The organism is Bacillus sp. MYb78 (assembly GCF_002975115.1).
Taxonomy (GTDB): Bacteria; Bacillota; Bacilli; order Bacillales; family Bacillaceae_G; genus Bacillus_A; species Bacillus_A cereus.
Map to the genome: position 1 here is coordinate 167390 of NZ_PCOB01000005.1, position 25715 is coordinate 193104.

The window sequence follows — 25715 nt, forward strand, 5'->3', positions numbered from 1 at the left end:
ATAAATGCATGTAATAGCTATATTTTTATGAAAAAAAACACGTATGTTAAGAAAGTTAACATACTAATGTCATAAAACCTTACATAAAGTTCTTGATTACTTAAAGTTTTTAGAATATAATTTTCTTATTGTTAGGAAGAGGGGGCAATACAAATATGGATTTTTTAGCTAGGGTAATTGGGGATGTAAATAATATCCTTTGGTCATATGTCATTATTGCGATGTTAATTGGGTTAGGGCTCTATTTTTCATTTCGTGTGAAATTTGTCCAAGTTCGTTACTTCGGTGAAATGATTCGTTTGCTTGGGGATGGAGCAAGCTCGAAAACGAGAAAAGCGCAAAAAGAGAAGAGCGGCGTATCATCATTCCAAGCGTTTTGTATGAGTACAGCTTCTCGTGTAGGTACTGGTAACTTAGCAGGTGTAGCTATTGCGATCTCAGCAGGTGGTCCAGGAGCAGTATTTTGGATGTGGTTAATTGCGGTAATTGGGGGTGCTTCTGCATTTGTAGAGAGCACATTAGCGCAAATTTATAAAGTAAAAGATGGGAATGCATTCCGTGGGGGCCCAGCGTATTATATGGAAAAGGGTTTAAAGAAACGCTGGTTAGGTGTTGTGTTCTCTGTTCTAATAACAGTAAGTTTCGGATTGATTTTTAACGCTGTACAGTCTAATACTGTAGCAGCTGCCTTTGATGGTGCATTTAAAACAGATAGCAGATTAGTAGGTCTTGTTATGGCTGGTTTACTTGCAGTTATTATTTTCGGCGGAGTAAAACGAATTGCTCGCGCGGTTGAAATGATTGTTCCAGTAATGGCAATTATTTATGTAGCAGTAGCATTATTCGTTGTTGTAACAAACATTACGGCAATTCCATATGTATTTAAAGAAATTTTCTTACATGCTTTCGGAATTAAAGAAGTAGTAGGCGGAGGATTAGGAGCTGCGATTTTATTAGGGGTAAAACGTGGATTATTCTCAAATGAAGCAGGTATGGGTAGTGCGCCAAACGCAGCAGCGACTGCAAACGTAACGCACCCAGTTAAACAAGGTTTCATTCAAACTTTAGGGGTATTTACAGATACATTATTAATTTGTAGTTGTACAGCATTTATCATTCTTTTATCAGACGTGCATAATGCAGCTGATTTAAATGGAATTCAATTAACGCAGCAGGCGTTAAGTCAACATATCGGTCCATGGGCTTCTATATTTGTAGCAGTTGCAATCTTCTTGTTTGCATTCAGTTCATTAGTAGGTAACTACTACTATGGTGAAACAAATATTGAATTCTTAAATGGAAGTAAAGTGCTATTAAATGCATACCGCATTGCTGTACTTGGTATGGTTATGCTAGGATCTGTAGCGACAATTCAAATCGTTTGGGATTTAGCAGATTTATTTATGGGAATTATGGCTGTTATTAACTTAGTAGCAATTGTATTCCTTTCTAAGTACGCTTTCGCAGCGTTATCAGATTATATTAAGCAAAAGAAACAAGGGAAAGATCCAGTCTTTTATGCGGAGTCTATTCCAGGTTTGAACAATACAGAGTGTTGGGATAAGCCAGCGGTAGCTGATAAAGAAAAAGCAGTATAATGAGGTGAGCATCAAGTGAAACTTGATGCTCATTTTTTGTTGGTTCAGCTATTTGTGTGAAGTGAAACTCCTGCTCATTAAAGTTTCGCTTTATAATGAAAAAGACGAACATTCATGAATGGTTCATAATAAAATGTATTTTTTTGAGAAAAGTGCGGATATGAGTTGTGATTTATGTTAGAATGGAAAATGCCTTTGAAATAAGAGGTTTTATGATCTTTTCTATCCGATTGAAGATTTTGGAGGAGAAATGGAAAGTTCGGATTATTTCTTGTTTTGAATGGTCAGACGTTCAACGTTAATGAAGAGTTAAATGGAGGATTTTATTAATGAAGTTTGTTATGTTCCTTGTAGGATTACTCGTTGTATTTGTACTCGGTTTTCTTATAAGTGCCGATCGAAAGAAGATTAAGTATAAACCAATCGCAATTATGCTTATTATTCAGCTAGCATTATCTTATTTCTTATTAAATACGCAAGTTGGTTATATTTTAGTAAAAGGAATTTCAGATGGATTTGGCGCACTTCTTGGATATGCGGAAGCTGGAATCGTTTTCGTATTTGGTGGTCTTGTTAATAAAGGAGAGGTTTCATTCTTCTTAACAGCGTTATTACCAATCGTATTCTTTGCGGTTTTAATCGGAATTCTGCAACACTTTAAAATTTTACCGATATTTATTCGTGCTATTGGTACGTTGTTAAGTAAAGTGAATGGTCTAGGAAAACTAGAATCATATAACGCAGTAGCAGCTGCCATTGTTGGACAAGCAGAAGTATTTATTACAGTAAAAGATCAATTAAGTAAAATCCCAAAACATCGTTTATATACATTATGTGCATCTTCTATGTCGACAGTGTCGATGTCAATCGTTGGTTCTTATATGAAAATGATCGAACCGAAATATGTAGTAACAGCACTTGTATTAAATTTATTTAGTGGTTTCATTATCATTCATATTATTAACCCGTACGATATTACAGAAGAAGAAGATACACTGAAATTAGAAAATAAGAAAAAACAATCATTCTTTGAAATGCTGAGCGAGTACATTATGCTTGGTTTCACGATTGCGATTACAGTAGCAGCTATGTTACTCGGTTTCGTAGCATTAATTACAGCAATCAATAGCTTGTTTGATACAATGTTCGGTATTACATTCCAAGCTATTTTAGGATATATTTTCTCACCATTAGCATTCGTAATGGGCATCCCGCAAGCAGAAATGGTAACAGCGGGACAAATTATGGCAACAAAATTAGTATCAAACGAGTTTGTTGCGATGCTTGACCTTGGAAAAGTAGCTGGTGATTTATCGGCTCGTACAGTTGGTATTCTTTCTGTATTCCTTGTATCATTTGCGAACTTCTCATCTATCGGAATTATTGCAGGTGCAACGAAAGGTATCGATGAAAATCAATCAAATGTTGTATCATCATTCGGTCTACGCCTTGTGTACGGTGCGACATTAGTAAGTATTCTATCAGCGATTATCGTTGGTGTTATGTTATAAAAAAAGGATGGCTCTAGCTCATAGCTAGGGCCATCCTTTTTTTATGGTAAATTTGCATGAAAAAACCAATTAATTAGGAATATATTAACATATAAAAATCTTTTAAAATTTATATTGCATTTCACCTAGATAACGCTTACAATTTGATTTGTAGGTGGTATCAATTTCAGACTTTCAAGTATGGTAGGAGAGAAGAAGCTACCTTTTATAAATTGCAATTTATGTAAACGCTTACTGATTTTAGATGACAGTTGAATAGTTTTAGGGGTTTTAAATTTTTTTAACAACAATGGTCAGACGTCATTCGTTATACGTTATACGACCAATAATTCGTGGGAGAAGTGGGGGATTCACATATGAAAATAGTAATGTTTCTAGTCGGTTTACTTGTAGTGTTTGTACTAGGTTTCCTTATCAGTTCAGATCGTAAGAAGATTAAATATAAACCAATTGCACTTATGCTTGTTATTCAATTGGTACTTGCGTATTTCTTACTAAATACAAAGGTCGGATTTGTATTAGTAAAAGGGATCGCAGATGGATTTGGTTCTATTTTAAAATTTGCGGAAGCTGGGGTTAATTTCGTATTTGGTGGTCTAGCAAACGATGGACAAGCACCATTCTTCTTAACAGTATTATTACCGATTATTTTCTTAGCAGTATTAATCGGGATCCTGCAACATATTAAAGTTTTACCGATTATCATTCGTGCAGTCGGTTTCCTATTAAGTAAAGTTAACGGTTTAGGAAAACTAGAATCATATAATGCGGTAGCAGCTGCAATCGTTGGTCAAGGGGAAGTATTCATTACAGTAAAAGATCAACTAAGCAAATTACCGAAAAATCGTTTATACACACTTTGTGCATCTTCAATGTCTACAGTATCGATGTCAATTGTCGGTTCTTATATGAAAATGATTGATCCAAAATATGTAGTAACAGCACTTGTATTAAACTTATTCAGTGGATTCATTATCGTTCATATCATTAATCCATATGAAGTAAAAGAAGAAGACGATATTTTAGAATTACAAGAAGACAAGAAACAAACATTCTTTGAAATGTTAGGCGAATATATTATGCTTGGTTTCTCAATCGCTGTAACAGTAGCGGCGATGTTAATCGGTTTCGTGGCATTAATTACAGCAATTAATGGTGTATTCGATTCAATTTTCGGAATCACATTCCAAAGCATTTTAGGATATATCTTCTCACCATTAGCATTCGTAATGGGTATTCCAACATCAGAGATGTTACAAGCAGGACAAATTATGGCAACAAAATTAGTAACGAACGAATTCGTTGCAATGCTTGACCTTGGAAAAGTAGCTGGCGATTTATCAGCTCGTACAGTAGGTATTTTATCTATCTTCCTTGTATCATTTGCGAACTTCTCATCTATCGGAATTATCGCAGGTGCAACGAAGAGTATCGATGGCAAACAAGCAAACGTTGTATCATCATTCGGTTTAAAACTTGTATACGGTGCAACGTTAGTAAGTATATTATCAGCGATTATCGTTGGGGTTATGCTTTAATAAATTAAGAAAAGCAATGAGCGTAGGCTCATTGCTTTTTTGTTTAACTTGCTTTATCCAAGTCTCTTTTAAAACGTGGTTTCTCTAAATATGTTCCCAGTCTCCAGACATATTCCACTGGCCCCATTCGATATTTCTGGAGCCAATAGGTGCTAACGAATAATTGAATCGTATAAATTCCGATGGTTAAAAGAATACCGAAGAAATAGCCGATTTTCCCGTATAAGCCAAATCCATATGCGTAAAAAATGGTTGTTGCGATAATAGATTGCGCTAAGTAATTACTAACGGACATTTTCCCCATGTTCGCCATGTATGTTAGTAGACGGGTTGCTTTTTTGTAATGGAATAATAAAATGATTGTGCTTCCGTAAAAGAAGGTCATAGTTACTGGTGTAAGGCCATCTTGTAACATAATTAAAACCGGGTGTTTTATGAACATAGCTAAGATTTTAATTGTAAAAGAGAAGAGACCGGTGGCAAACCATATTTTTTTGACAGCAGGTATATGTTTACTGACCTCAAATAGCCAGCCTTTTTTCCCTACATACATTCCGAGTAGGAACAGTGGAGACATAAAAATTATTGCGAAAACTGATATGAAAAATAATCCGAATGCACCGTCAATTCCCATGTAATCAAAAGGATTTTCAGTCAATCTAAAGTTGACGTGATCCATATAGCTTCCAGTTTGATGGACTTTATGTTCTTTTTCAGTATAAGGTGCGAAATCATTTATATTTGTAGATGGATCAGTTTGATAAGACATAAGTGTAATAAGTGCGAGTAGAATAATCGCCCAAATAAGCAAAGTTTTCGGTTTTCGATTGATGAATATCATTAAAAAAATCCCGATTATTCCGTATGCAAATAAAATATCTCCCTCCCAAACAAAAGTGCCATGAATGTAGCCGAGTAGTAAAAGAATGATAATACGTCTTATGTATGTGGGGAAGAATTTTTTTCCTTTTGCGATAATACTTTTTTGTAACAAAATAATGCTAAGCCCAAATAGAAAAGAAAATAGGGATATAAAGTTATGTGTGCCGAAAAATTGAATAAACCAATTAGCACCTTTATCAAGATCGCCAAATAGATAAGTTGGTTTTTCACTGGTGAAGAACCCAAATTGAATTAATGTCATATTGACTAGTAAAATGCCAAACAAAGCGAAACCACGAATTGCATCAACAGCTTCTACACGTTGATTCATTTTTCCTCTCCTCGTATATTCGTTTTTATATTGAAAATAATACCATTTTATATCTGGCACTATGTCAAATATGAGGAAATTTAAGGTGATTTTAAGATAGAGAGCAAACAAAAAAATCACCTTAATACATGTATTAAGGTGATTGAAATATTACTCAGCTGGAGGCGTAAATGTACGTTTCTCTAATTCAGCATCTAGCATAAACAGTGCGTTTGAATCGCTTGTAATACGTTTTAGTTTTTGGATGATGCTATCGAATGAAGCTTCTTCTTCAACTTGTTCGTCAACGAACCATTTTAAGAATGTAATTGTTGCATGTTCACGCTCATCCCAAGCGATATCAGATAAGTTGTAAATACGTTTCGTTACTTCACGCTCGTGCTCAAGTGCGACTTCAAAAGCGTTTAATACAGATTCGTATTCGTTATTCGGATTATCAAATCCAGTAATAATAGCGCGCTCTCCGCGGTCATTAATATAGTTGTAAAGCTTCATTGCGTGGAAACGTTCTTCTTCAGCTTGTACAAGGAAAAAGTTAGCGAATCCATCATAGCTCTCAGCTGTACAGTAAGCAGCCATTGCCATATAAGCATGGGCAGAGTAAAATTCAAAGTTCATTTGTTCATTTAATGCGTCGTGCAATTTTTTTGATAACATAAAATCCCCCTTAGTATTGTGACAAGAATATTATACCATAATTGATAATATTCTCATTTAGATACTTCGAACCTTTTCGAAAGCTTTGTGACGTGTGCGTCCATAATGTCTTGTAAGTCTAAATCATATTTTTGCGAAAGAATAATAAGGTTAGATAGTACATCGCCAAGTTCTTCTTTTAGTTCTTGTTTTAGCTCTTCTTCTGTTTTCGCATCTTCATCAGGGCGATCGCGGCCGATTTCAATAGCACGAACGACTCGTGAAACTTCCCCAACTTCCTCGGTTAAGAAATTTAAGCGAATAAAGGCATTATACTGTGACCAGCTTCGTTTTTCGTAAAATTCCTCAACCCATCTTTGAAATGCAACGATATCCATTTCTTCCTCATCTCCTCAATATGTTGTACAATGTCAATTGTATCATAACAATATATAGTTTCGGGGTGTAGGAATGAGAAAGATTTGTGTGTTTGCAGGTTCTAATTTAGGGGAGAGACCAGAATTCAAAGAGCAGGCAATTCAGTTAGGTAAAATGTTTGTTGAGAACGAGTATGAGCTCGTATACGGTGGTTCATGCGTTGGATTAATGGGAGAAGTAGCAAACGAAGTTCTTCGTTTAGGTGGACGTGTAACAGGTGTTATGCCACGCGGTCTATTCCGAGGAGAAATTGTGCATACAGGATTAACAGAATTAATTGAAGTAGAGACGATGCATGAACGTAAAGCGAAAATGGCAGAGCTTGCAGATGCTTTTATTGCGCTTCCAGGCGGATACGGAACGTTTGAAGAACTATTTGAAGTTGTATGTTGGTCACAAATTGGTATACATAATAAGCCGGTTGGTTTATTAAACATAAAAGGTTTTTACGGGCCAATTCTGCAAATGGTTGAACGTGCAGCAGAAGAAGGATTTATGAATCCATCAAATAAAGAATTGATCGTTTCAGCTGAGACGACAGATAAACTAATTCATGCAATCCAAAATTATGAGCGTCCTGTTTTGGGAACGAAGTGGAAGCAACTATCATAGCAAATACGGAAACACATGTCGTTTTAATTTAAGATGGCATGTGTTTTTAATTTGGTTAAATATGTTAATGTTGAGATATGATGTTTTTTGGAAAAGGAGAAATTGATGGAGGAGTTTGTGTATTTACGTCCTGTTTTTAAAAGTATTTTAGCAGCGTCTATTCTTGTTATGTTAATCGTTTCAACACAGAAGAAAGAGCTAATTAATGAATTTTCGCTTTGGTTTATTTCGATATTGTGTATCGGTGTTTCGGCGATAACACTCTTTATGATTGGCTTTATTGTTGATGAGTATAATTTGGCTGGAGATCCACAATCGTTTTGTATGTTTATTGCGATTGGTTGTATTAGTGGTCTGAATTTCATTATTTATTACAGAAGGCAATAAAAGAGGCATTCCATATTACTTTGGAATGCCTTTATCATTTTGATTGCTTTGTTTTTTATAGATGTCTTTGGAAACACATGAAAGTTTATTTTAAAAAAGCATGTGTTTTTAATTTGGTTCAATATATTGATAGTGAGATGTGGAAGCGTTTGAAGAGGGGAAGTAGATGGAGGGATGTTTTGATGAATTAAAAAAGAACATCTGAATAAAGGGTGAGTAAGGAATTATTGAGTGACATATAATTGTTCCGTTAAAGGGTCAGATTGTGGAAGATACCGAATGTTTTTATGAAGTTAGTAGAGGTTTTTTTAATCGAAATGAGAATAAATTTTATAGATGTAATCCTTTGGAAATTTTTAATCAGCTATGTATCATAATCTAATCATTAAAATGAAAATTGGAGGAGAGATGAGCATGGGGCGTTCTGTATTAAAAATGTATAACTACCACTTATGGGCAAATGAAGTTATTTTAAATCGCTTAAAAGAACTACCGCAAGACATTTTCCATAAGGAAGTTAAGAGTGGTTTTTCTTCGGTGGCAAAAGTAATGTCTCACATATACCTCACAGATTTAGCCTGGTTTGAGATTATTTCTGGTAAAAGCATGAGTGATGCAATGGTACACACAGACCAATTGAAAGAGCAGCTGGAAACAAAAAATATTGAGGAAATGAAAACTAGTTTTTATGAATTATCTAAACGATATAAAGTACTTTTAAGTAGTCAACAAGATTATGAAAAAGTGGTTGAGGTTGATAATCCATATGCTGGGCACCTAGATACGACGGTTTCTGAAACAATACTACACGTCGTCACCCACGGAGCATATCACCGTGGGAATATAGCCACAATGTTGCGGCAAATGGGTTATACCTCTGTTATGCAAGATTTTGGACTGTTTCTATATTCAAAATGAATTCTTTTTATTTACCATAGAATATGGGTTTTTATGATATTTTTTGGGGACTGCTTTTATTATTGGTTTAAGTTTAATTATGTAATATAGAATAAAGGCATTCCATATTATTTCGGAATGCCTTTATTGTTATTTTTATTTTGTTTTTTATACAGGTACCAGCCACCCCAGCCGCCACCAATTGCTACGACAACGAGGAAAGCATAGTCCTTAACCTCGACACGTATATTGAAAATATTAGCTATAAGTAAGAGAATCCCAACTGTTATTAACGCAAAAAATGCTCTAATTAAGTAGTCTTTCAACTGAACCACTCCCGTCATTTAAGTAGTAAATGATGAATTTGGAAAAGCTAAAGGGTGTTTCCTATATTTTAACATAGATGAGATTGTAATATATTGATAAAAGTAGGGGGAGAGGGGCGCTGATATTGTCGTGATTTGTCGGCAAATTGATATCCTTTGTCAAATCGTTGATATATTGCGGGTAATGATCGATATAATGAAAAAATCGTTGATATATTGCGGGTAATGATCGATATAATGAAAAAATCGTTGATATATTGCGGGTAATGATCGATATAATGAAAAAATCGTTGATATATTGCGGGTAATGATCGATATAATGAAAAAATCGTTGATATATTGCGGGTAATGATCGATATAATGAAAAAATCGTTGATATATTGCGAGTTATAATCGATATATTTGAAAAATCGTTGATATAATTTCGTGTACCTTTAAGTGCGACCATTACATAAAAAAGCGACTCTAAACGAGCCGCTTCCGCTTTTAATGATATCCAGCTCCAGCGGCTAGAACAGTCGGTTGTTTCACTCCTTCATTCGAGGCAAAAAGCGCCTCGTAATCAGGAGTTCCAACACCCTCCTGTTCTGAACGAGCCGCCTCCGCTTTAAAGTCTATTATTGATTCAAGAACGCACGTAGCATCCAAGCGTGTTTTTCTAGTTCTGTGTAGATGCCTAGTAGTAGGTCAGATGTCATTTCATCGTCAGAGTCTTGAGCAATTTCCATGCCTTTTTTCAGTTCGACTAGCATCATTTGGTAGTCTTTCATGATTGCTTCGACCATCCCTTCTGCAGTTTCTCCGTAAGCTGCTTCTTGAATAGAAGATATTTCTAGGTATTCTTTCATTGTTGCTACTGGTTTACCACCAATTGCTAAAATACGTTCTGCAATTTCGTCGATGTGAGTAGCTGATTCTGTGTAAAGTTCTTCGAATTTCTCGTGTAATGTGAAGAATTGAGGTCCTTTTACGTACCAATGGAAGTTGTGAAGTTTTGTGAATAAAACGCTCCAGTCTGCTACTTGTTTGTTTAATACTTCGATTACTTGTTTGTTCATTATGATCAATCTCCTTTTGAGTTGTTATGTGATATCAATTACTAATTTATAATTATTATAATCTAGTAATCTCTATAAATCAATCCTTTTGCTGGAATTAATTTGAACAAATTATGAACTGTTGTAAATAAAAGGCCCTATTACGATGAAGTAATAGGGCCTTTGTTTGAGATATGGCTCTTGTTCTAAACGAGCCGCTTGTGCTTTTATTTGTTAAACAGCCTTTTGTTTTTCTTCTACATCCTGTCCATCCCAGCACTCTGTATTCTTTAAGCCAGGGATAGAGTTTGCAACGAAGACAGGATCTTTGCCTTGTTTCTTTTGCTTCAAATAGTCTACTAATGCAGCGTAAGCAAATTTGCTAAGGAATGAGATGGCAATTAAGTTTGTGAATACCATTAGTCCCATGAATAAATCAGCTAAACTCCAAACTGTTTTAAGAGCAGCGATTGATCCGAAGAATACCATTCCGACAACTGCAACACGATAAATCATTAACCATGTTTTGCTTTCTTTAATGAATGCGATATTTGTTTCACCATAATAGTAGTTTCCTAGAAGTGAACTGAAAGCGAATAGGAAAATAATAATCGCTAAGAAAGTGCTTGCCCACGGTCCAATTTGTGAACTTAATGCGTTTTGTGTTAATTCGATGCCTTCTAAATTTGATCCTTTGTAAAGTCCAGAACATAATACGATAAATGCTGTTGATGTACATACTAAGAATGTATCTACGAAAACGCCTAATGCTTGAACAAGCCCTTGTTTTACAGGGTGAGATACATCAGATGTTGCGGCTGCATTAGGAGAACTACCCATTCCTGCTTCTGTAGCGAATAAACCGCGCTGAATACCGAACTTGATTGCTGCTCCAACACCACCAGCGATGGCTTGGTCTAAACCGAATGCACCGTTAAAGATTTCCATGAAAATGCTTGGTAACATACTGAAGTTGTTAATAACGACAAAAATAGCCACGCCGATATAAACGATTGCCATTGGCGGAACAATCATTTCTGTAATACGTGAAATGCTCTTAATACCACCAAAAATAATAACTGCAACTAATAAGGCTAATAGAGCTCCTACGATCGTTCGCTCTAGTCCAAAAGCATTTTCAAACGCTATTGTTACTGTATTCGCTTGAACTGAATTGAAAATTAATCCGTACGCAACTGTAATAAGAAGTGAAAACCAGACGCCCATCCAGCGTTTGTTTAACCCTTTTTCCATGTAATATGCTGGTCCACCACGGAACCTACTTCCATCTTTTACTTTATAAATTTGCGCAAGTGTACATTCTACGAAACTAGTAGCTGCTCCGATAATCGCGATAAACCACATCCAAAATATTGCGCCAGGTCCACCCATTGAAATTGCTAATGCTACACCGGCTAAGTTCCCAATACCGATACGTGCTGCTGCACTTAAGCAAAATGCTTGGAATGGAGAGATGCTATCTTTCTTTTTTTCTTTTCGATTAAACCCTTTACTAATTAAGCTGACCATCTCACTGAAATGAGTAATTTGGACAAATTTTAATTTAAAAGAGAAGTAAAGACCGAAGCCGATTAGCATTGCAATAAGAATATATGACCATAAAATATTATTCGTTACCTCAAGGAATCTGCTAAAGATATCAACCATATAATACACTTCCTTTTTTTCGTAATAAGAAAATTATATGCAAAAAATATACGAGAATCAATTTTTCTAAAAAATTATGTTACTTAAATCATTTTTGTGTTATGATTATGTTACATCGTAATATTTTTAGAATTATTTACATTTTAAAAAACTAAATTTAAAGCGAGAAGGTGGGGATAATTTGAAAGAAGATTCTTTATGGAAAGTAAGCCTTGAGAGTTTGAAAATGAGAAGTAATATATTTTTTATCATTACATCTTTAAGTATCTTTTTAGGATCCACTTATTATTACAATAAAAGATTTCCAAATCACAAATATCCTGAGTGGTTAGAATTTCTAAAATTGATTGGATGAATAAAAGACAGAAAAACAGAAAATTAAAATAAAAAAAGTTATGGAGGAGCTAAAAATGAATATTAGAGAAAGTGAACTTCCGGGTATTGGTTATAAGTTTCAAATCGTTACGAAAGGTAACGAAAAGATGGTAATTGTCATTCATGATGATGGACGTAGAGAAATGTATCATTTTGATTCAGACCATGAAGAAAGCATCTCAAGTATTTCACTACGTGACTCAGAGGCAAGACAAATCGCAGCAATATTAGGTGGAATGGTATATAAGCCTAGGGCGTTAGAAAATGTTGAGATGGTTTTTGAAGGTTTAGCGATTGAGTGGTTCAAAGTGGAGAATACAGCTCCAGCAATCGGAAAAACAATTGGCGATCTTGAAATAAGAAAAACATATAGCGTAACGATAATCGCAGTTATGAAGAAGAACATGAAGAAGCTATTTAATCCAGGACCAGAAACAGTAATTGAAGACGGAGATATGCTTGTAGTTTCAGGTGAGAGAGAAGAAATTAAAAAAATTATTAATGAATTACTTTCAAATAGGGGGACTGATTAGATGGATACGTTAATTTTTGAAGTTGGTACAGCTTTAGTTTTAGTGGCAATTGCAGCAGTAATTGCTGGAAAATTTAAATTCTCAGTAATTCCTTTTCTAATTGTTCTTGGAATGTTAGTAGGACCGCATGCACCGACGATAGGTGTTATCGATCTCAAATTTATTGAAAGTGCAAGTGTAATTTCCTTCCTTGGACGGATTGGGGTTCTATTCCTTCTATTCTATCTAGGATTAGAATTTTCAATGAAAAAACTAATTAAATCTGGACGCTCTATTGCGATTGGTGGAACGATTTATATTTTAATTAACTTTTCACTTGGTTTGTTATACGGATTTATAATGGGATTCCCATTACTAGAAATCTTAATTATTGCGGGTATTATTACGATTTCTTCTAGCGCTATCGTTGCTAAAGTGTTAGTGGACTTAAGAAGAACTGGTAATAATGAAACCGAATTAATTTTAGGAATTATTATGTTTGAAGATATATTCCTTGCTGTATATCTATCAGTTGTTTCTGGTTTAGTACTTGGAGATCACGCTTCCTTCTTAGGTGCCCTTACTTCAATTGGAATTGCTTTAGGATATATGCTTCTATTCTTTATAGTAGCTAGAAAGGCTACGCCGTTATTAAATAAATTGCTCAACATTAGCTCAGATGAAATCTTTATTATTGTAGTATTTGCTTCGTTATTCTTCATTGCTGGTTTTTCAGAAACAATTCACGTTGCAGAAGCAATTGGAGCACTTCTTCTAGGATTAGTTTTCTCTGAGACAGAGCATAGTGATCGAATTGAACATCTTGTTGTTCCATTTAGAGACTTTTTCGGAGCTATTTTCTTCTTCAGCTTCGGGTTAAGTATTGATCCGTTCTCATTAGGCGGAGCGATATGGTTAACGTTAGGCGCTGTCCTTCTTACGATAATCGGTAACTTTGTAGCAGGAATGATCGCAGGAAGACAAGCTGGATTATCTCATAAAGCATCAACAAATATCGGATTAACAATCGTTTCAAGAGGAGAGTTCTCCATCATTATGGCTAATATCGGTATCGCCGGTGGTTTAATGTCAGTACTGAAACCATTCTCAGCACTATACGTGCTTATACTATCCATTTTAGGCCCACTTTTGACAAAAGAGTCGAAGAATGTATATAAATTCTTAAATAAAATCTTTAAGTGGGATACGAAGACTAACTAAATTGAAAAAAATAAAAGTACAAGATATTTCCTGCTTGTACTTTTATTTTTGTAATGAAAACAGTAAAGAGAGGTACATGATGTTAGGAGAGTTGATTCATTCGGTTTTAGTTTTTTTAGAAGGACTTGGTTATTGGGGAATTATGCTTGGATTAATGCTAGAGGTTATTCCAAGTGAAATCGTATTGTCTTATGCAGGTTATTTAGTATCAACAGGAAGCATTACATTTTGGGGCGCTGTTGCGTTCGGTACAATTGGTGGTGTAATTGCACAACTATTCATTTATTGGATTGGTCGATATGGAGGAAGACCTGTTCTTGAGCGATATGGAAAATATATTTTAATCCAGAAGAAACATATTGATTATGCTGAAGATTGGTTTAATCGTTATGGAACTGGCGTTATCTTTACCGCACGTTTTATTCCGGTTGTGCGTCATGCTATTTCGATACCAGCGGGTATTGCGAAAATGTCACATGCTAAGTTTATTACGCTAACTACATTAGCTGTTATTCCGTGGTCAATTGTGTTTGTATATTTAGGTTTTAAATTAGGAACAGAGTGGGAAAGTATTAATAAAGTTGCGGGGCCATATGTGAAATACTTTGCACTTGCTGCTATTGTTTGTGCAATTGGTTATTTTGTATTTAAAAAAATGATGAAAAAAAAGTGATTACAGAAAAGGAATCTATGTCGACGTAGATTCCTTTTTTATTGGCATTTTTTCAAGGATGAAAGAATATGTTTAATATTTACCATATTGTGGCATACATATAGAAAAAGGGTGCTTGGAAAGGGGAATAAAGAGAAATGGAACTCCAGTTTCAAAATGTATATCAACAGGTAGAGAATTGGTATGTGTTGGATTCGGAGCTTCCTTGGGATGTCAAAAAGTTGAGAGAGGATTTGTTTTCTCTTATTGAAGTATGTAAAACGCCCGTTATTTTTTGTGATACGTGTGATGCAAATGATGTGCTTCTATCATTAGGGGAAGAGGAAGAAGAGTTCCTATTCCCAGTAGGTGGTTTTTATCATAAAGAAAAGCAATTAATTTTCGTTTGTATGTGGGAAGAGTATGATCAAGTTCTCAAAACGCTACTGCATGAATTCCGCCATGCGATGCAGCATAAGAGAGATATATTGTATGTGGGAAGTGAACGGTACGAAGAGCGGTGGATTGAAAAAGATGCGAGGAAGTTCGCGGAGAGGAAATTGGATGAATATAAGAGTAGAAAGTTAATGTAAAGCATAGTGGAGAAATAGCGCTGTGCTTTTATACTTATTAAAAATAAGTATTTGACTTTTATTAAGTTTAGTTCTAAACTAATGATATGAAACGAGCGAGGTGATGAAATGAAAACAGAAGATAGACTAGGGCTACTATTATGGTTTCGTTTGTCACGCTTTTATAATAAGAGTATTCGTGAGACGAATCAGCATTTGAAAAAATGGAATATATCTGCCGCTCAGTTTGATGTGTTAGCTCAAGTTGGAGGACATAATCGTTTAACGCAGCAAGAACTTGGAAATAAGCTATTTGTTACGAAAGGAAATGTAACGCAGCTTTTAAATAAAATGGAGCAGCTTGAGTGGATTTTGCGTGAACAAGAGGGTACCACGAAATATATTTCTTTAACAGAAAAGGGAAGAGCTTTATATGAGGAAATCGTCCCACCTCAAGAAACGTTCCAAGCAGAGAAGTTTCATAATTTAAATATAGAGGAACAAAAGCAGTTATTAACACTATTAAAAAAGTTACAGTAAGAAAAAATTTTAAAATAAATCTCGAATTCGAGATAGTATGAGGTGAAGGATATGTTTAGAAAAGTTGATCATAAAAATATGGGCAGAGCAAATCATGGTTGGTTAAATACACATTTTCATTTTTCTTTTGCCAATTACTACAATCCAAATAACATGAACTTCGGAGCGTTACGTGTTATTAATGATGATCTAGTAGCGGCGCAAACTGGTTTTGATATGCATCCGCACCGTGATATGGAGATTATTTCTTACGTTGTAGATGGTGCTTTAACACATGAAGACAGCATGGGAAATCGCGGAACGATTGAGCGTGGACATGTTCAATATATGAGTGCTGGCACGGGTGTATTTCATAGCGAGCATAATTTAGGCGATGAAACGCTGCGTTTATTACAAATTTGGATTTTACCAGACCGTGCGGATCATAAACCAAACTATGGTGAGTTTAAATTTGATTGGAGCAAGCGTGAAAATGAATGGTTCCATATGGTATCTTCAGTAGAAGGAAATGCACCAATTCAAATTCACCAAGATGCGAATTTATATTCTTTATCATTAGAGGCTGGAAAAGAAATTCATTTTCCAGTGAAAGAAGGACGTCAATTGTACCTTGTACAAATTGAAGGAAGCAGTGTAATAAATGGTGAGACGTTTGTTATGCGGGATGCAGCAGAATCTGTAGAAGAAGATATTCACATTCAAGCGAAAGAGCAATCACACTATTTAGCAATTGAATTGAAAAAACAATAAAAGGTTTATAAAAAAGAGGACATCCGATAGATGTCCTCTTTTTTTGATTGGAATTATCTGAAAAATGTTTCTCAAATTTTTGGTAGAGGTATCGGGTGAAAAAATAAGAATTGTATAAAAGTGTCAAAAATCTTTATGGGAATGGGGAATGTTATAGTGAAAAAGCAAGTCATTTCATCAGCATTAGCGTTAACTGTTATCGCCGGGGGATTTGGAGCGTTTGGGGCAACGACAACGAAAGCGGAAGAACAAAAAATTCAATATCATCAAGAATTTAAAACACCTGCATACATAGGTGAAGAATGGAAAGCACCGGAAGGACTAGATAAAAAAGAGACGGTCTTTCAATACTTAGAGAGTAAGAAAGATATGTTTAAATTAGCAGGAAATATTGAAAAGCATTTTAATATCGTTGGGGAAGAAAAAGACGCTGAATCTGATACGACACATGTGAAGCTAGTTGAGAAACATAATAACATTCCTGTGTACGGTTCTGATCAAACTGTTACACTTGATAAAGAAAATAATGTAAAAGCATTCTTCGGACAAGTTATTCCGAATTTAGATGATAAAAATATTCCTGCAGCTGCAAGCATTACTGCGGAACAAGCAGAAACAATTGCAAAGGCAGATATTGAGAAAGAAATTGGCAAAGTAAAGAGTTATGACGGTGTGAAAAAAGATTTATTTGTATATGAAAAAGACGGTAATTACTACCTTGCATACTTAGTTAAGGCATCGATTTCAAAACCAGCTCCAGGGTATTGGCATTATTTTGTTGATGCAACGAATGGAAATGTTATTGAGAAATATAACGCTGTAGATAACATTACTGGATTTGGTTACGGAGTATTAGGTGCTAGACAATCATTTGAAATTGCTCAAGATACGAAAACAGGACAATTCAACTTGTTTGATGGTAAACGAGGACAAGGTATCCATACATTTGATGCAGAGAATATGGACGAGAACTGGTTTAATTTATTCTCACAATGGCTTGGATATACAGGAGAAGAAGTTGAAAGTAAATCTAAGTTCTTCGAAGATAAAGCTGCAGTTGATGCGCATGTAAATGCAGGAAAAGTATATGATTACTACAAAAAGACATTTAATCGTAACTCTTTCGATGATAAAGGTGCGAAGCTTATTTCAACTGTTCACGTAGGTACAGCGTGGAATAACGCAGCTTGGAATGGTGTGCAAATGATGTATGGTGATGGCGATGGAAAAACATTCATTCCATTATCTGCTGGACTTGATGTTATCGGTCACGAATTAACGCATGCTGTAACTGAACATACAGCAAACCTTGTTTACAAAAATGAGTCAGGGGCGTTAAATGAATCGTTATCTGATATTATGGGTGTTATGGTTGAGAAGAAGAGCTGGGATTTAGGTGCTGACATTTATACACCTGGTAAACCAGGTGATGCACTTCGTTCATTGAAAGATCCAGCATCTATTCCAAACCCATTAAAACCAGGTGAAGGTTACCCAGATCACTATAATAAACGTTATACTGGAACAGCTGATAATGGCGGCGTTCATATTAACAGTAGTATTAATAATAAAGCTGCTTATTTAGTATCTGAAGGCGGAGATCATTACGGCGTGAAAGTAACTGGAGTGGGCCGTGAAGCTACTGAAAAAATTTACTACCGTGCTCTTACGAAATATTTAACTGCAAACTCTGACTTTAAAATGATGCGCCAAGCTGCACTTCAGTCAGCTGAAGATTTATATGGTAAAAACTCTAAAGCTGTACAAGCTGTAACGAAAGCTTATGATGCAGTAGGCGTAAAATAATAAGAGAAAAAAACCTGACTAGAGTGTCAGGTTTTTTTTCTTTATCCCGCTAGTCGCGAATGCCTAATGCGATTTTCGCCATACGTGACATACGTTCTTTCGACCACGGTGGATTCCAAACGACATTTACTTCTATTTCATTAACTTCAGGTACGTTCGTTGATAATACTTTTTTAACGTCTGATACGATTTGCCCAGCCATTGGACAACCGATAGAAGTCATCGTCATCGTAATGACAGTATTATTATTTTCATCTGCTGTAACATCATACACTAATCCAAGATTAACGATATCAACACCTAGTTCAGGGTCAATAACAGCTTCTAAATTGGCAAATAATTTATTTTCAAATGCTTCTTGTGACATAAGCAGCCCCTCCTACAATTTAATGATATCGATTCTCATTATAACGGAAATGAGCATAATGTGCAGGAAATGAGCTCAAAAAAATATCCCTCTTTAAAAGAGGGATATTTTTTTGAAAATCTATTCTGTTTTAAAATGAGATACGAGTTGATCTAACTCTTCAACTGTTTGTTTCATTTTTCCAGCAGTTACTGCCATTTCATTCATAACGATAACTTTTTTTTCAGCAGATTGTGCCGTTGCGGCAGTTTCGCTGGATACTTCAGTCGAGATAGAAGCGATGTTATTAAGTGAAGCGTTCATTTCTTCAGCACTTGCAGCCATCTCTTCAGCAGTTGCTGATATATCTTGCATTTGAGTAGATACTTTATTTACTTGTTCTACAATTGTTGAGAAAGAAGTACCAGCTTCACGAATAACATTAATGCCTTCAAATGCTTCAGAACGGCCTTGAGACATCATAGAGCTAGCAGTCTCTGTATCATTTTGAATTTGATGTAGTAATTGATTAATGTCTGTTGCAGCTGTTTTAGATTGTTCAGCAAGTTTTCGAACTTCGTCAGCTACGACAGCAAATCCTTTTCCTTGCTCGCCAGCACGAGCTGCCTCAATAGAAGCATTTAAAGCAAGTAAGTTTGTTTGCTCAGCAATATTAGAAATAGATTGTACAGCAGTATCAATATATTTCGTATGAGTGATTAGACGTTCAACCACTTCTGACGTAGCATTTACAGCTTCGTGTATCGTTGTCATTTGTGAAACAGATTTTTGGATAACGGTACTTCCATCGCTAGCATGTTCAGATGTGGCAACAGCAAGTTCCGCTACAGATGAAGCAGATTCAGCAATACGCTGAACACTTACTGCCATATCGTCCATTGCAGTTGAACTTTCTTCCATACTAGAAGTTTGTGATTGAATACTTGCATTTAAGTTAGACATCGAGCTTTGGACTCTTACTGTCGCCTCACGTGATGTATTCGTTTTTTCTAGCATATTTTCAGAAGCAGTTTGTACTTCCACTGATGTTTTTTGAACACGATTAATGATATGTTGTAGGTTTTCTAACATTTTATTAAATGATGTTGCGATAGCACCGATTTCATCGTTGCTATTTACTTGTAGACGTGCCGTTAAGTCACCTTCTTGAGAGGCTAATTCTTTTAGCTTCGTGTCAATTTGTTGAATTGGTTTCACAAGTTTACCAGAGAACCACCATGCAAGAATAATTGCAGCGACAATACAAATAACGAGTGATAAGAAAATAACATATTCGATTAAGAGTGCAGATTGGTCAATTTTTTCAATAGATTGTTCACGTAATTTAGCTTGTTCATTACTGTAATTTGTGAAGTCACCAATTACTTTATAGACAGTTCCGTTCTCTGAAGAAGCTACTTGTAAAGCTTCTTCCCATTTTTGTTCTTTTGCAAGAGTGAATACTTTTTCCTCAACGAACTTTCTCCAAGTAGACCCTAATTCCATTGTGCTTTTTACGGACGAAGAAGCATTTGGATTAGAAAGAAGTTTATCTTTTGAATCCTCAAGACGTTTACTCATCTCATTAAACTTGTCTAATTCGACTTGATCATGTTGTAGTAAATAACCTCTTAGAGCAGAGAGCTGTACTTGATAAGCGTCTCCACGCTCTTTTAATTCTGTTGCCAGTGGAGAAATTTCTTTTTGTAATGTTTCAGCTTTACGAGATTGGTCAATAGCAAAAAATAAAATAAATGCTAAGGCGATACCGAATAAAGCGCAAATCGTTCCCATCATGAACATAAGTTTTTTTCTGATACTTACAAAATTCATATGATAAAAAGCCTCCTTTGTGAAATCTTAGTATTAGAATTAATAAATGTAAAAAAATTGAAAGAAAGCTTTACTCCAGTTGGAATAAAGCTTTCTTATTTCCTTTAGGAATTATAGCAGACGGAATGAGAGATAGAAAGAGATATTTTAAAGTGAAAAAAGAGAGACTGTAAAACTTGCTTTCCTATACCTTTGAGTTCGTGTCATTTTCACTTTAAGCGTTTGTTTTGAAATGAGAAACGAGAACTTCAAGTTCTTGTACGATTGTTTTCATTTCAGATGATTTGTTAGCCACGATACTCATTTTGTTTACTTGATCACCAGCCGAATGTGCTGTTTGTGATGTTTCTGCAGCAACTTCGTTTGAAATAGAAGCGATATTATTTAAAGCTGCATTCATTTCTTCAGAGCTTGCAGCCATCTCTTCAGCAGTTGCAGACATTTCTTGCATTTGCGTAGAGACTTTGTTAATGTGGTTAACAATTTCTGAGAATGAAGATCCGGCGGTACGAATAACCGTAATTCCTTCAGAAGCCTCTGCTTGACCTTGTGTCATCATGTCATTTGCTATTTTTGTATCAGCTTGAATTTGATGCAGTAAATGGTTAATGTCAGTTGCGGCTATTTGAGATTGTTCAGCAAGTTTTCTAACTTCATCGGCAACAACAGCGAATCCTTTGCCGTGTTCACCAGCACGAGCTGCTTCAATAGAAGCATTTAAAGCGAGTAAATTTGTTTGCTCGGCGATATTCGAAATAGATTGAAGTGCAGTATCGATATGATTTGTATGTGTAATGAGTCGCTCAACTACTTGTGATGTAGCGTTAACGGCTTCGTTAATTGTATGCATTTGTGTAATAGATTTCTCAATGACTTTATTCCCATTATCTGCTTTTTCTGAAGTTGTGACAGCTAAACTAGTAACAGAAGACGCGGACTCAGCGATACGCTGAACACTCGTTGCCATGTCATCCATTGCGGTTGAACTTTCTTCAATGCTAGAAACTTGTGAACGAATATTGTGTTCAAGAGCATTCATAGTTTCTTGGGTCCTTGCGGTATTTTCCATAGAAGCGGTTGTTTCGATAAATACATTTTCGGAAGCTTCTTTTACACTTGTTGATGTTTGTTGAACTTGTTTTATTATATGCTGTAAGTTAGTGAGCATTTGATTAAAGGAATTTGCAATGTCACCAATTTCATCTTTACTCGTTACGTGTAATCTAGCCGTTAAATCTCCATCTTGAGAAGCTAATTCTTTTAACTTCTCATCAATTTGTCGAATTGGTTTAACGAGTTTACCAGAGAACCACCATGCTAATAAAATAGACGTTAATGTACATGTAATGAGTGAGAAGAAAATAATATATTGAATAAGTGATGAAGAAGACTCGACATCAGCAATTAATGCGTCACGTTTCTCATTTTCTTCATTTGTATATTTATTAAAACGACCTAAAAGATCATTTACATAATCTGTTTGTGCTAAAGCAATTCTAGATGCTTCGTCCCATTTTCCTTCACGCGCAAGAGGGAGTACCTCATTATCTATGACGCTACGCCATTTTCCTCCCATTAAAATGGCTTCTTTCATTCCTTCTGGGAGCTTTTTGTCACTTGTTACTTTCTCTCTAGTATCAGCTAATTTTTTCCCTTCTCGGTTGAACTTATCTAATCCTTTTTGATCATGTGATAGCAAATATTCTTGTAAACCAGCAACTTGTCCTTGGAACCAATCGCCACGTTCTTTTAAAATCGTCGCTCTTTTCGATACATCATTTTTTAACGTTTCGATTTCACTTGCTTGATTCATGGCGAATGAAAGAATAACAATAAGAGCAATGCTAAATAAAGAAGAAATGCTTAAGAGTGTGAACAGTAGTTTTTTTCGAATACTAACATATTTCATCGTTACCCCTACCCTCATTTAAACTATTTATTATGATTTATAGATATTTAGAACGAAATTAATAAAAACATTATTATGAAGTTATTAATCTGTTCAATAAAAATTATAGCAGATAATGGAAGGAGTCAGATTGGTATTAGAAAAAGTTCTTAAAATATATACATTTGCATATCATAAAATTCATAAATAAATATTAGAAATGCTATTGAAATTTGAAATGACATCATGTATACTTCTAATTAGTTGATAACGATTATCAGTATCAACTAAAAACATTACTCTTCGTTATGTTGGTCATACCCCTTTTTGACGACGTAAGTCAGAGACGAAATGTTGAAATATCTTGTGTCCTATTCTACAGAATTATGGTAATCTCCAACCTCAACTTATATGCGTGAGCATGCAAAAAGGATCCTATCCGTGAAGGGATCCTTTTTTGCATGCTGTCGCAATTATTGTATATAGACCAGGGATACGTTCTTCGATTCCTTCTGGTGCAGTAGAAGGGAAGACCCATCTTTGATGAGATCCATGTTCTTCAACTAGTTTTTCAATTTTAAAACGTTCTTCCGCAAGTGTTGTAATGATTTCTCCTAGCGTCCAGCGACGGATGGTTGTTTTAGGTAGCGATTCTTTCTGTGCTTCTGTAAGAAGGATGCTATAAGCAACATCATCTTCAATTAATTCTTCATCGAAATAATTTCCACTTGCTCGAAATGATGGATGGTCTACTCCTAATAGCTTTGTGTATATTGGATGGTAATCGCGAAGGATAAGTATCCCACCTGGCTTTAGTAGTTGAGAAATTTTTTTGAAAAGTGGTTTTAAATCTAGAAAGTAATGAAGTACACCAAGCTCCAGTAATACGATATCAAATGATTTGGAGAGATTTACATCTAGTACATCAGAAACGATGTAATGAATAGAGACGTCTGCGGCGGCAGCAAGTTCATTTGCATATTTTGCATTACTTGCTGAAATATCAACAACTGTTACGTCAGAGCCTAAAAGGGCGAGAGCAACAGCTTTATTTCCTTTTGAGCCGAGTAAATTAATAATACATTTTCCTTTTGGAGATTGTATGTAAGGTAAATAATGTGCTACTTCGCGTGTGGGATCTTCCATGATTTTTTTCGCATAATCAGCTGGTGCCCCGTGGCGATTCGTCCAAGCTTCATAAGCAGCTGTATTCCAGCTTTTTTCATTTATAGTGCTTAGTTGTTTTTGGTTCAATGTTATCACTCCTTTTGTGAACGTATAGGTATTCGGCGGGAGGATGGGATTTCCTTTTCGTTCTGGATAAAAGTTTGATTTTTCTGTGATTAAGTCGTAAAATACTTGTTATACGTAAAAGCGTTGAAAAGGAAAAGTAGGATGAACACATTCTTTCCAGAGAGCTTCGGTAGCTGAGAAGAAGCAAGAATATTCATTTGAACAATGGCCTTTGAGCTTCGTCCTGAACTTATCAAATGATAATAGTAGGCGGCGACGAGAGTTGGTACTCGTTATCAAAACCACAGTATAAGAGCATAGAGCTCCGTACTTGTTAAGGCTAATTATGTGAGTGATTGGCGAAATAAGGTGGTACCGCGACTGTTTATACAGCCCCGCCCTTATCTTTTTTAAGATAGGGGCGGGGCTTTTTATATTTTAAAGGAGGAATATAAGATGAGTATTTTTATTGGAGGCGCTTGGCCGTATGCAAATGGTTCGTTACACCTTGGCCATATTGCGAGTTTATTACCTGGAGATATTTTAGCGCGTTATTACAGGGCAAAAGGTGAGAATGTGCTGTATGTTTCAGGGAGTGACTGCAATGGAACACCGATTGCAATTAGAGCAAAACAAGAAGGTGTGACAGCAAAAGAAATTGCTAATAAGTATCATGAAGAATTTCAGCGATGTTTTCGTGATCTCGGTTTTACGTATGATTGCTATACACGTACCGATAGCGAGCATCATCATGAAACTGTTCAAAAAGTTTTTTTACGTTTATTAGAAGAAGGCTATATTTATAAAAAAACAGTGGAACAAGCGTATTGTGAAACGTGTACGCAGTTTTTACCGGATCGTTATGTTGAAGGAATATGTCCATATTGCCATGAAGCAGCAAGAGGAGATCAATGCGATGCTTGTTCTGCTATTTTAGATCCTCTTGATTTGTTAGAAAAGAAATGTAAGTTATGTGGTAGTACGCCATCTGTAGAGGAAACAGAGCATTTCTATTTTGCATTGCATACATTTCAGGAGCAAATTAAAAAAGTTGTAGAAATCGCAAAAGAAAAAGGAACATGGCGTGATAATGCAATTCAATTAACGGAAAGATACGTAAAGGAAGGGTTACAAGATAGGGCTGTATCAAGAGATTTACCAATCGGGGTATCAATTCCAGTGAAAGGGTATGAAGATAAAAAAATTCACGTATGGATTGAAGCAGTGGCAGGATATTATTCAGCGAGTAAACATTGGGCTGAAGAAACAGGAAAAGATGATCAAGAGTTTTGGAATAGCGATGCGCAAACATATTATGTACACGGCAAGGATAATATTCCATTTCACTCCGTCATTTGGCCAGCGGTATTACTTGGAATAGGGGAAGAAGCAATCCCACGTCATATCGTTTCGAATGAATATTTAACAGTTGAAAAAAGAAAATTATCTACAAGTAAAAACTGGGCAGTATGGGTACCTGACATATTAGAACGCTATGATCCAGATTCTATCCGTTACTTCTTAACAGTAAATGCACCAGAAAATCGTGACACTGATTTTTCATGGCGTGAATTTATTTACAGTCATAATAGTGAATTGTTAGGAGCATATGGAAACTTCGTGAACCGCACATTAAAGTTTATTGAAAAATATTATGATGGCACTGTACCAAAGGGGACTATTGATATAGAGCTGAAAGATAAAGTAGAAGGATTATATAAAAATGTAGGAGAGGCGATTGAGCAAACTAAATTTAAGGTGGCGTTAGAGACAATATTTGATGCAGTACGTTTTGCAAATAAATATTTTGATGAAAAGCAGCCTTGGAAACAAAGAGAAGATGATCCAGTTTCGTGTGAAGAAACGATTTATAACTGTGTGTATCTGATCGCTAATTTTGCAAATCTCCTTGAACCGTTTTTACCATTTTCAAGTGAAAGAGTTAGAAGCACATTGTCGATTATTAAACGAAATTGGGAACCGCAAAATACGTTGCCAAGTAGAATTGATAGCGTGCAGCCACTATTTGAGCGAATCGATGTAAAACAAATTGAGCATGAGGTAGGGAAGCTATATGGAGCGGTAAAGTGAAATATAGAAAAAGACCTTTCAAGTAAATGAAAGGT

General features: G+C 35.5%; 25 protein-coding genes and 1 other annotated feature. Of the genes, 14 read left to right on the forward strand and 11 right to left on the reverse strand.

Translation table 11 applies throughout. The features are described from left to right. Positions 1-155 precede the first annotated feature (155 nt). The 3 genes from CQ064_RS13190 (at position 156) to CQ064_RS13200 (ending at position 4647) form a co-directional block, all read left to right on the forward strand. The gene (locus CQ064_RS13190) at positions 156-1598 is read left to right on the forward strand and encodes an alanine/glycine:cation symporter family protein (protein WP_000346409.1); all 1443 of its coding nucleotides are present in this window, start codon (positions 156-158) and stop codon (positions 1596-1598) included. 329 nt (positions 1599-1927) lie between these two features. Beyond that, positions 1928-3109, forward strand: a complete 1182-nt coding sequence (locus CQ064_RS13195) for a NupC/NupG family nucleoside CNT transporter (RefSeq protein WP_000673841.1) — start codon at positions 1928-1930, stop codon at positions 3107-3109. Between the two features lie 356 nt (positions 3110-3465). Continuing rightward, a complete protein-coding gene (locus tag CQ064_RS13200; RefSeq protein WP_000706853.1) occupies positions 3466-4647 on the forward strand; it encodes a NupC/NupG family nucleoside CNT transporter in 1182 nt (393 codons plus the stop codon). Positions 4648-4690: 43 nt separating this feature from the next. On the opposite strand, the gene CQ064_RS13205 is transcribed toward CQ064_RS13200, so the two are convergent. The 3 genes from CQ064_RS13205 to CQ064_RS13215 form a co-directional block, all read right to left on the reverse strand. Then, positions 4691-5860 (reverse strand): DUF418 domain-containing protein, encoded by a 1170-nt coding sequence (locus tag CQ064_RS13205; RefSeq protein ID WP_001076347.1) that lies wholly within the window; start codon positions 5858-5860, stop codon positions 4691-4693. A 150-nt stretch (positions 5861-6010) separates the two neighbouring features. Continuing rightward, complete coding sequence (locus tag CQ064_RS13210; RefSeq protein ID WP_000949403.1) at positions 6011-6517, reverse strand: ferritin; 507 nt, start codon at positions 6515-6517, stop codon at positions 6011-6013. 53 nt (positions 6518-6570) lie between these two features. Then, positions 6571-6894 carry a MazG nucleotide pyrophosphohydrolase domain-containing protein gene (locus tag CQ064_RS13215; protein WP_000355749.1) on the reverse strand — a complete coding sequence of 108 codons (324 nt, stop codon included), beginning with the start codon at positions 6892-6894 and terminating at the stop codon, positions 6571-6573. Positions 6895-6967: 73 nt separating this feature from the next. Between CQ064_RS13215 and CQ064_RS13220 the strand changes: the two genes are divergently transcribed. From CQ064_RS13220 to CQ064_RS13230, 3 genes are all read left to right on the forward strand, one after another. Next, the gene (locus tag CQ064_RS13220) at positions 6968-7546 is read left to right on the forward strand and encodes an LOG family protein (RefSeq protein ID WP_001225757.1); all 579 of its coding nucleotides are present in this window, start codon (positions 6968-6970) and stop codon (positions 7544-7546) included. Positions 7547-7651: 105 nt separating this feature from the next. Next, positions 7652-7933 (forward strand): hypothetical protein, encoded by a 282-nt coding sequence (locus tag CQ064_RS13225; protein WP_000390916.1) that lies wholly within the window; start codon positions 7652-7654, stop codon positions 7931-7933. A 414-nt stretch (positions 7934-8347) separates the two neighbouring features. Beyond that, the gene (locus CQ064_RS13230; protein WP_000533785.1) at positions 8348-8851 is read left to right on the forward strand and encodes a DinB family protein; all 504 of its coding nucleotides are present in this window, start codon (positions 8348-8350) and stop codon (positions 8849-8851) included. A 107-nt stretch (positions 8852-8958) separates the two neighbouring features. Here CQ064_RS13230 and CQ064_RS13235 read toward each other — a convergent pair whose 3' ends face one another. The 4 genes from CQ064_RS13235 to CQ064_RS13245 all read right to left on the reverse strand — a co-directional run bounded on the left by CQ064_RS13235 (position 8959) and on the right by CQ064_RS13245 (position 11861). Continuing rightward, the gene (locus tag CQ064_RS13235) at positions 8959-9156 is read right to left on the reverse strand and encodes a hypothetical protein (protein ID WP_000656311.1); all 198 of its coding nucleotides are present in this window, start codon (positions 9154-9156) and stop codon (positions 8959-8961) included. Between the two features lie 486 nt (positions 9157-9642). After that, positions 9643-9804, reverse strand: a complete 162-nt coding sequence (locus tag CQ064_RS33610; RefSeq protein WP_015406518.1) for a hypothetical protein — start codon at positions 9802-9804, stop codon at positions 9643-9645. Further along, positions 9774-10214: a Dps family protein gene (locus tag CQ064_RS13240; RefSeq protein ID WP_001041891.1), complete on the reverse strand. Its 441-nt coding sequence runs from the start codon at positions 10212-10214 to the stop codon at positions 9774-9776. Before CQ064_RS13240 ends, CQ064_RS33610 begins: the two co-directional genes overlap by 31 nt. 213 nt (positions 10215-10427) lie before the next feature. Further along, positions 10428-11861 (reverse strand): alanine/glycine:cation symporter family protein, encoded by a 1434-nt coding sequence (locus CQ064_RS13245; protein ID WP_000227594.1) that lies wholly within the window; start codon positions 11859-11861, stop codon positions 10428-10430. A 410-nt stretch (positions 11862-12271) separates the two neighbouring features. Between CQ064_RS13245 and CQ064_RS13255 the strand changes: the two genes are divergently transcribed. The 7 genes from CQ064_RS13255 to nprB all read left to right on the forward strand — a co-directional run bounded on the left by CQ064_RS13255 (position 12272) and on the right by nprB (position 18289). Next, a complete protein-coding gene (locus tag CQ064_RS13255; RefSeq protein ID WP_001026074.1) occupies positions 12272-12769 on the forward strand; it encodes a cation:proton antiporter regulatory subunit in 498 nt (165 codons plus the stop codon). After that, entirely contained in the window at positions 12770-13969 is a 1200-nt protein-coding gene (locus tag CQ064_RS13260; RefSeq protein WP_000380223.1) for a cation:proton antiporter, read from the forward strand. A gap of 79 nt (positions 13970-14048) precedes the next feature. Continuing rightward, positions 14049-14642 (forward strand): undecaprenyl phosphate transporter UptA, encoded by a 594-nt coding sequence (gene uptA / locus CQ064_RS13265; RefSeq protein WP_000900213.1) that lies wholly within the window; start codon positions 14049-14051, stop codon positions 14640-14642. 137 nt (positions 14643-14779) lie between these two features. Then, positions 14780-15214 (forward strand): DUF3920 family protein, encoded by a 435-nt coding sequence (locus tag CQ064_RS13270; RefSeq protein ID WP_000422800.1) that lies wholly within the window; start codon positions 14780-14782, stop codon positions 15212-15214. Positions 15215-15322: 108 nt separating this feature from the next. After that, on the forward strand, positions 15323-15733 hold the full coding sequence (locus CQ064_RS13275) for a MarR family winged helix-turn-helix transcriptional regulator (RefSeq protein ID WP_000845467.1): 411 nt from the start codon (positions 15323-15325) through the stop codon (positions 15731-15733). Between the two features lie 51 nt (positions 15734-15784). Beyond that, positions 15785-16483: a pirin family protein gene (locus CQ064_RS13280; protein ID WP_000488929.1), complete on the forward strand. Its 699-nt coding sequence runs from the start codon at positions 15785-15787 to the stop codon at positions 16481-16483. Between the two features lie 156 nt (positions 16484-16639). Further along, positions 16640-18289: a neutral protease NprB gene (gene nprB / locus CQ064_RS13285; RefSeq protein ID WP_000745122.1), complete on the forward strand. Its 1650-nt coding sequence runs from the start codon at positions 16640-16642 to the stop codon at positions 18287-18289. Between the two features lie 49 nt (positions 18290-18338). Here nprB and CQ064_RS13290 read toward each other — a convergent pair whose 3' ends face one another. From CQ064_RS13290 to CQ064_RS13305, 4 genes are all read right to left on the reverse strand, one after another. Then, on the reverse strand, positions 18339-18656 hold the full coding sequence (locus CQ064_RS13290; protein WP_000076419.1) for a metal-sulfur cluster assembly factor: 318 nt from the start codon (positions 18654-18656) through the stop codon (positions 18339-18341). A gap of 120 nt (positions 18657-18776) precedes the next feature. Further along, positions 18777-20468, reverse strand: a complete 1692-nt coding sequence (locus CQ064_RS13295; protein WP_001012193.1) for a methyl-accepting chemotaxis protein — start codon at positions 20466-20468, stop codon at positions 18777-18779. 214 nt (positions 20469-20682) lie between these two features. Continuing rightward, complete coding sequence (locus CQ064_RS13300) at positions 20683-22377, reverse strand: methyl-accepting chemotaxis protein (RefSeq protein WP_000878450.1); 1695 nt, start codon at positions 22375-22377, stop codon at positions 20683-20685. Between the two features lie 414 nt (positions 22378-22791). Then, on the reverse strand, positions 22792-23610 hold the full coding sequence (locus CQ064_RS13305; RefSeq protein WP_001072247.1) for a class I SAM-dependent methyltransferase: 819 nt from the start codon (positions 23608-23610) through the stop codon (positions 22792-22794). Between the two features lie 114 nt (positions 23611-23724). Continuing rightward, positions 23725-23995 (forward strand) — a binding site (T-box leader). Between the two features lie 50 nt (positions 23996-24045). Between CQ064_RS13305 and metG the strand changes: the two genes are divergently transcribed. Beyond that, complete coding sequence (metG, locus tag CQ064_RS13310; protein WP_000021584.1) at positions 24046-25680, forward strand: methionine--tRNA ligase; 1635 nt, start codon at positions 24046-24048, stop codon at positions 25678-25680. Positions 25681-25715 lie beyond the last annotated feature (35 nt).